This window comes from Legionella londiniensis, assembly GCF_001467825.1.
GTDB classification, from domain to species: Bacteria; Pseudomonadota; Gammaproteobacteria; order Legionellales; family Legionellaceae; genus Legionella_A; species Legionella_A londiniensis.
Genome location: NZ_LNYK01000024.1, coordinates 1 through 4,512, shown reverse-complemented (window position 1 = coordinate 4,512; position 4,512 = coordinate 1). Strand labels below are relative to the sequence as shown.

Below are 4,512 nucleotides of genomic sequence, written 5' to 3'. Positions count from 1 at the left end.
TGATTTCTTCATGCAGAATCTCCTTGCATATACATTACGAGAAAATTCTACTTTTGGCAGCAATTATTTTGCGGGAGGATTACCGGTTTACATTGATAAATCCTGAAACAATATTCCCAAAGACGTTTGGTTTCGAATTAGTTTATTTATTTTGTGGCTGCATTATAGGGATCGGCTATTACAAATTTGAATCATGGGCTTTAAGAATACTTCCCCAATTTACTTTTAGCCCTGTAGATAGCAGCCCCAGAAAAACAAATAACATTAGAAATGTTCTAAGTAAAAAATCAAGACCAGGTTCTAATAAGCCCAATCAACAATCCTACCTATCTGGAGGGATTGTTGCTGCATTTGAGGAGATATTATTCAGGGGGTTTTTGACTGTTATTTGCCTTGACTTGCCAAACATGATTCTCATCACAGCAGGGCTCATTCTAGTTAGTATTATTTTTGCTCTAAGTCATATTAATCTTGGTTACCAACATGTTATAACGAAGCTGATTTTAGGCGGTATTTGTTTATTCTCTTTTTTACTGACCGGGGATATTACTACATCAATCGCTGTTCATCTTACCTTTAATATCTTAGCCATACAAAAGATAAGGAATCTATAGAATGAGTAATTATGCTATCTCCTTGACTCAAAACCTTATTTTTCAACTGCTGCTAACAACCACTATCTTGATAACTTTCTATTACCATGGGAAAAAATTAATTTTTAAAATTTCCCCTGTAGTCGCTATAAAAACTAGTGTAATCAAACAATATTCTCTAACTCAAATCACAGGAGTTATTGAGCTATCGCTAGTAGCGAGCTGTCATGTCCTTTTTTGTGCATTGCTTATATTGATATCTAATACTGATATTCTTACTATCTTCAAAAATACCAGTGTCATTAATTGTTTCTATGGCATATTAATAGGAGTAGGTTCTGTTGGTATCTCAATCTTATTCTGCACACTGGGAATGAAAATAATTGAATCATTTAGTCCTGAAACAGCACCAAAGACCTTGGAGGGCTGGATGGCTGTCGCTAATGCAGGTTGGATAAGGCATCACAAGCATACCCTAAAGGTTTTACCCTTCTTGCTCTCCTTGTTAATTATCACGATGCAAATTGGATCAGAAGAAATAATTTTCAGAGCGGTTCTAACCAATGTCTTTATTCAAAATGGAACGACATTTGCTTTTATCTCCTCAACTGTTCTTTTTGTCTTTATGCAAACGCTGCATATGCCATCCAAGACAAGCGCGATGTTTCCTGTTATTGGTGCGATTGTTATGGGTATAACACATGAGTTTCTATATTTAGAAGATCCTTCAGTTATCCCATTGATTATCTCCCACTTAACATTTTTTATTTTTACTGTTCTCTAATAAAGGTGTACCCAATGGAATATGGTTTATCGTTTTTACCAGATATTGCAGAAGATGCTTATAGTGCTGTTGAATATTTTCAAAGCGCCCTTATGCTTTCAAAATTTGCAGATGAAGCAGGTTTCAAAACAATTAAAATGACCGAGCACTATCTTCATTCTTATGGAGGTTACTGCCCAAGCCCGTTGATGTTCTTGGCGAGTGTTGCTGCCATAACAACAAATATACGATTAATGACTGGATGTATTCTTCCTGTGTTCCACCATCCTATTCAAATAGCTGCAAACACTGCCATGCTAGATGCACTTAGCAACGGGAGATTAGATATAGGTTTTGCAAGGGCGTATCTCCCCTATGAGTTTTCTGCTTTTGAAATAGATATGGATGAGAGTAGAGAAAAATATCAAGATACAATTTCCGCTGTCAAAAAGTTATGGACTGAAACTAATGTTTCCATTGAATCAAAATTCTTTAGTTTTACTAAAGCAAATTCATTACCCAAGCCAACGCAATACCCTCATCCTCCCTTATGGGGTGCTGCAGTTAACTCACGCCAGAGTTTTGCTTGGTTAGGTGAACAAGGTTTTAATTTACTAGTAACCCCTCCCCTGACAGGATTGGAGGATTTAATTGTAAAATTAGATATTTATCGCGAGGCATTTATACCGAATGATGTTAATAAAAAACCTAAAATTGCTCTGAGCCTGCCTCTGCTTATTTCCGAGAACCAAAATGATGCTGAATGCGAAGGAGATCGTTACCTCGCTGAGTATATCCGCGTTTGGGCTGATGCTGCAGACTCCTGGAATAATAATACTTCAACTAATTACCCCGGCTACTCTGGTATGTCATACGCCTTGCGTCAAAACACACCGGAACACATGAGGGCATCTACCCAAGCAGTGATAGGGACACCAGAGAGCGTTATTGAAAAAATAAAATATATAACAACTCTTACAGAGGTTGATCAGATTTTGTGGCAGATTGACTTTGGTGGGCAGAAATTAAAATCAATGATGAATACACTTTCCCTATTCATCAACAACGTCCTTTCTAATTTGAAATGATTGAGCTTACGATGACAGAACATAAGAAAGTTTTAAAAGAGATAATGCTTCTAGCCTTGCCAATAATATTTTCAAATATTATTAGTGCATCAGCTGGTCTTATTAGCATGCTATTTGTTGCCAAAATTAATTCTGATGCCCTCGCTTCGGGCGCAATTATTACAAGTACTTACGGCTTAATCATGATGATGGCTATTTCGATTTTCTACTCTGTAAGCATACTTATAGGTCATAACAAAGGAACTGGTCGTGATGAAGAAATTGGGAAAATATTAAGCTCCGGAATTGCACTAGCGTTCCTGCTTGGAACCCCCTTAATAGGGCTTTTTCTTAACATGGATACACTGCTAAACCTCATACATCAACCTCCAATTGTGAGCAAAATGTCTGGCGAATATTTTCTTGGTTTGGCCTACGGGCTCATACCATGCTTGATCGTTGCAGTATTCACTCAATTTTTTATGGGTATTGCGAAAGCAAATATTATGCTTAAATTCACCATTGTCGGCGTTGTTCTTAATAGTTTTTCTAGTTATTTTTTGATTTTTGGTTATGGTCCAGTTCATGCGCAAGGCATCTATGGGGCTGGTCTTGCAAACTCCATTACCTCAATTTTGCAACTTGCAATAGTACTTATCTATACACTCCGCCACCCTGAATTTCGAAGATATAGTTTGTTCCCCTCAAAACTAATAGATATGAGCTATTGCAAATCGCTTCTAAAAATAGGTGGTTCAATATCAATACAATACTCCACAGAAATCCTTGCCTTTTCGCTAATAACATACCTTATGGGAATCATCAGTATTGAGGCCTTGGCAGCACATCAAATTACACTGCAATGTACCATGTTGGCGTTTATGATCGTAATGGGCATATCACAATCAGGATCTATTCTCGCCAGTCATAATATGCATACAGATGCCAAACTTGATCGAGCCACAATTTGTAAAATAACACTGCTCATTGGAATAATTTCCATGCTGATAATGGGTACATCCTATTGGTTATTTTCAGATTCTCTTATTTCGGTTTATCTTGATATCAAGAACGAGTCATTTCAGGAAATTGTTTATTTGGCAAAAAATCTCTTACTGATTAGTGCTGTTACCCATGTATTTGATGCAGCAAGAAATATCTCCTCGGGTCTTTTAAGGGGATACGGCGATACAAAAACTAGCATGTGGACTGGATTGGTCTCTTGCTGGATGATTGGAATTCCTTTGGCTATCCTTTTTGCATTTTTCTTTCATTTAAATGCGATTGGACTTCGCATGGGAATGATGCTTGGAATACTATATGGTTGTATCCAACTCATAAATCGCCTAATTAAAATGAACAGAGTCGATTTTACTACACATAATATAGCGACAGGGAGTATCTAATGTTTGAAATGATTACAGAATATTTAACACATTTATTCAATAAAAGTGCTTTCGTTGAGCAAGATAAAAACACTCATTATGATCATGTGATCAATGGATCATACAAAGCAGAAGACACAGAAATCGAAATGAATCTTTGCATCAATGGGCAAGCGGTATTGGGAAAAAACGTTCGTGTAGAAAAAAAGCTACTCGTCAACGGCAGGTTCATTGCTCATCAATCTACACTCATGTCTGATTTAACGGTGAACGGTGCTTCATCGCTAGATAATACACAAATTAACGGAGATGCTAAATTCAGGGGAAGTCTTGAGACTGCATCAACTACATTCACAAATAAAATTGAAATTCTATCCAGTCTTGCTGAACTTGAAAACAGCAAAACACAACTCATTACTTTCAAAGAATTACCCAGACACAATGTTGTACAACGCCTCAAACTAAAGAAAAACACCGAAGTTCACGGTGATATCATATTTGAAGCTGGCAATGGTGAAGTTTTATGTGATGAAACATCAAAAGTTCATGGCAAAGTTATTGGAGGCAAACTCATTCAATCCCATGGATGATAAATTATTTTTCCATAGCAATTTGCTGCATGGTAATCCTCCCGCAAAATAATTGCTGCCAAAAGTAGAATTTTCTCGTAATGTATATGCAAGGAGATTCTGCATGAAGAAATC

The 4,512-nt window shown here is 36.9% G+C and carries 5 protein-coding genes; all 5 read left to right on the top strand.

What is annotated here, in order from left to right; translation table 11 throughout:
* A partial coding sequence (locus Llon_RS08490) for a CPBP family intramembrane glutamic endopeptidase (RefSeq protein WP_237758297.1) occupies positions 1-614 on the top strand: 614 nt, incomplete at its 5' end.
* Between the two features lies 1 nt (position 615).
* Positions 616-1,377 (top strand): CPBP family glutamic-type intramembrane protease, encoded by a 762-nt coding sequence (locus tag Llon_RS08485; protein ID WP_058529644.1) that lies wholly within the window; start codon positions 616-618, stop codon positions 1,375-1,377.
* 14 nt (positions 1,378-1,391) lie between these two features.
* On the top strand, positions 1,392-2,444 hold the full coding sequence (locus Llon_RS08480; RefSeq protein WP_058529643.1) for an LLM class flavin-dependent oxidoreductase: 1,053 nt from the start codon (positions 1,392-1,394) through the stop codon (positions 2,442-2,444).
* Positions 2,445-2,455: 11 nt separating this feature from the next.
* Positions 2,456-3,829: an MATE family efflux transporter gene (locus Llon_RS08475; protein ID WP_160149090.1), complete on the top strand. Its 1,374-nt coding sequence runs from the start codon at positions 2,456-2,458 to the stop codon at positions 3,827-3,829.
* Positions 3,829-4,398 (top strand): hypothetical protein, encoded by a 570-nt coding sequence (locus Llon_RS08470; protein ID WP_058529641.1) that lies wholly within the window; start codon positions 3,829-3,831, stop codon positions 4,396-4,398. The genes Llon_RS08475 and Llon_RS08470 overlap by 1 nt, the downstream gene beginning before the upstream one ends.
* The last annotated feature ends 114 nt before the right edge of the window (positions 4,399-4,512 follow it).

Excerpts from the sequence above, each read along its gene's own strand:
- Llon_RS08485 (WP_058529644.1), top strand. The coding sequence starts at position 616 with ATGAGTAATTATGCTATCTCCTTGACTCAAAACCTTATTTTTCAACTG.
- Llon_RS08480 (WP_058529643.1), top strand. The coding sequence starts at position 1,392 with ATGGAATATGGTTTATCGTTTTTACCAGATATTGCAGAAGATGCTTAT.
- Llon_RS08475 (WP_160149090.1), top strand. The coding sequence starts at position 2,456 with ATGACAGAACATAAGAAAGTTTTAAAAGAGATAATGCTTCTAGCCTTG.
- Llon_RS08470 (WP_058529641.1), top strand. The coding sequence starts at position 3,829 with ATGTTTGAAATGATTACAGAATATTTAACACATTTATTCAATAAAAGT.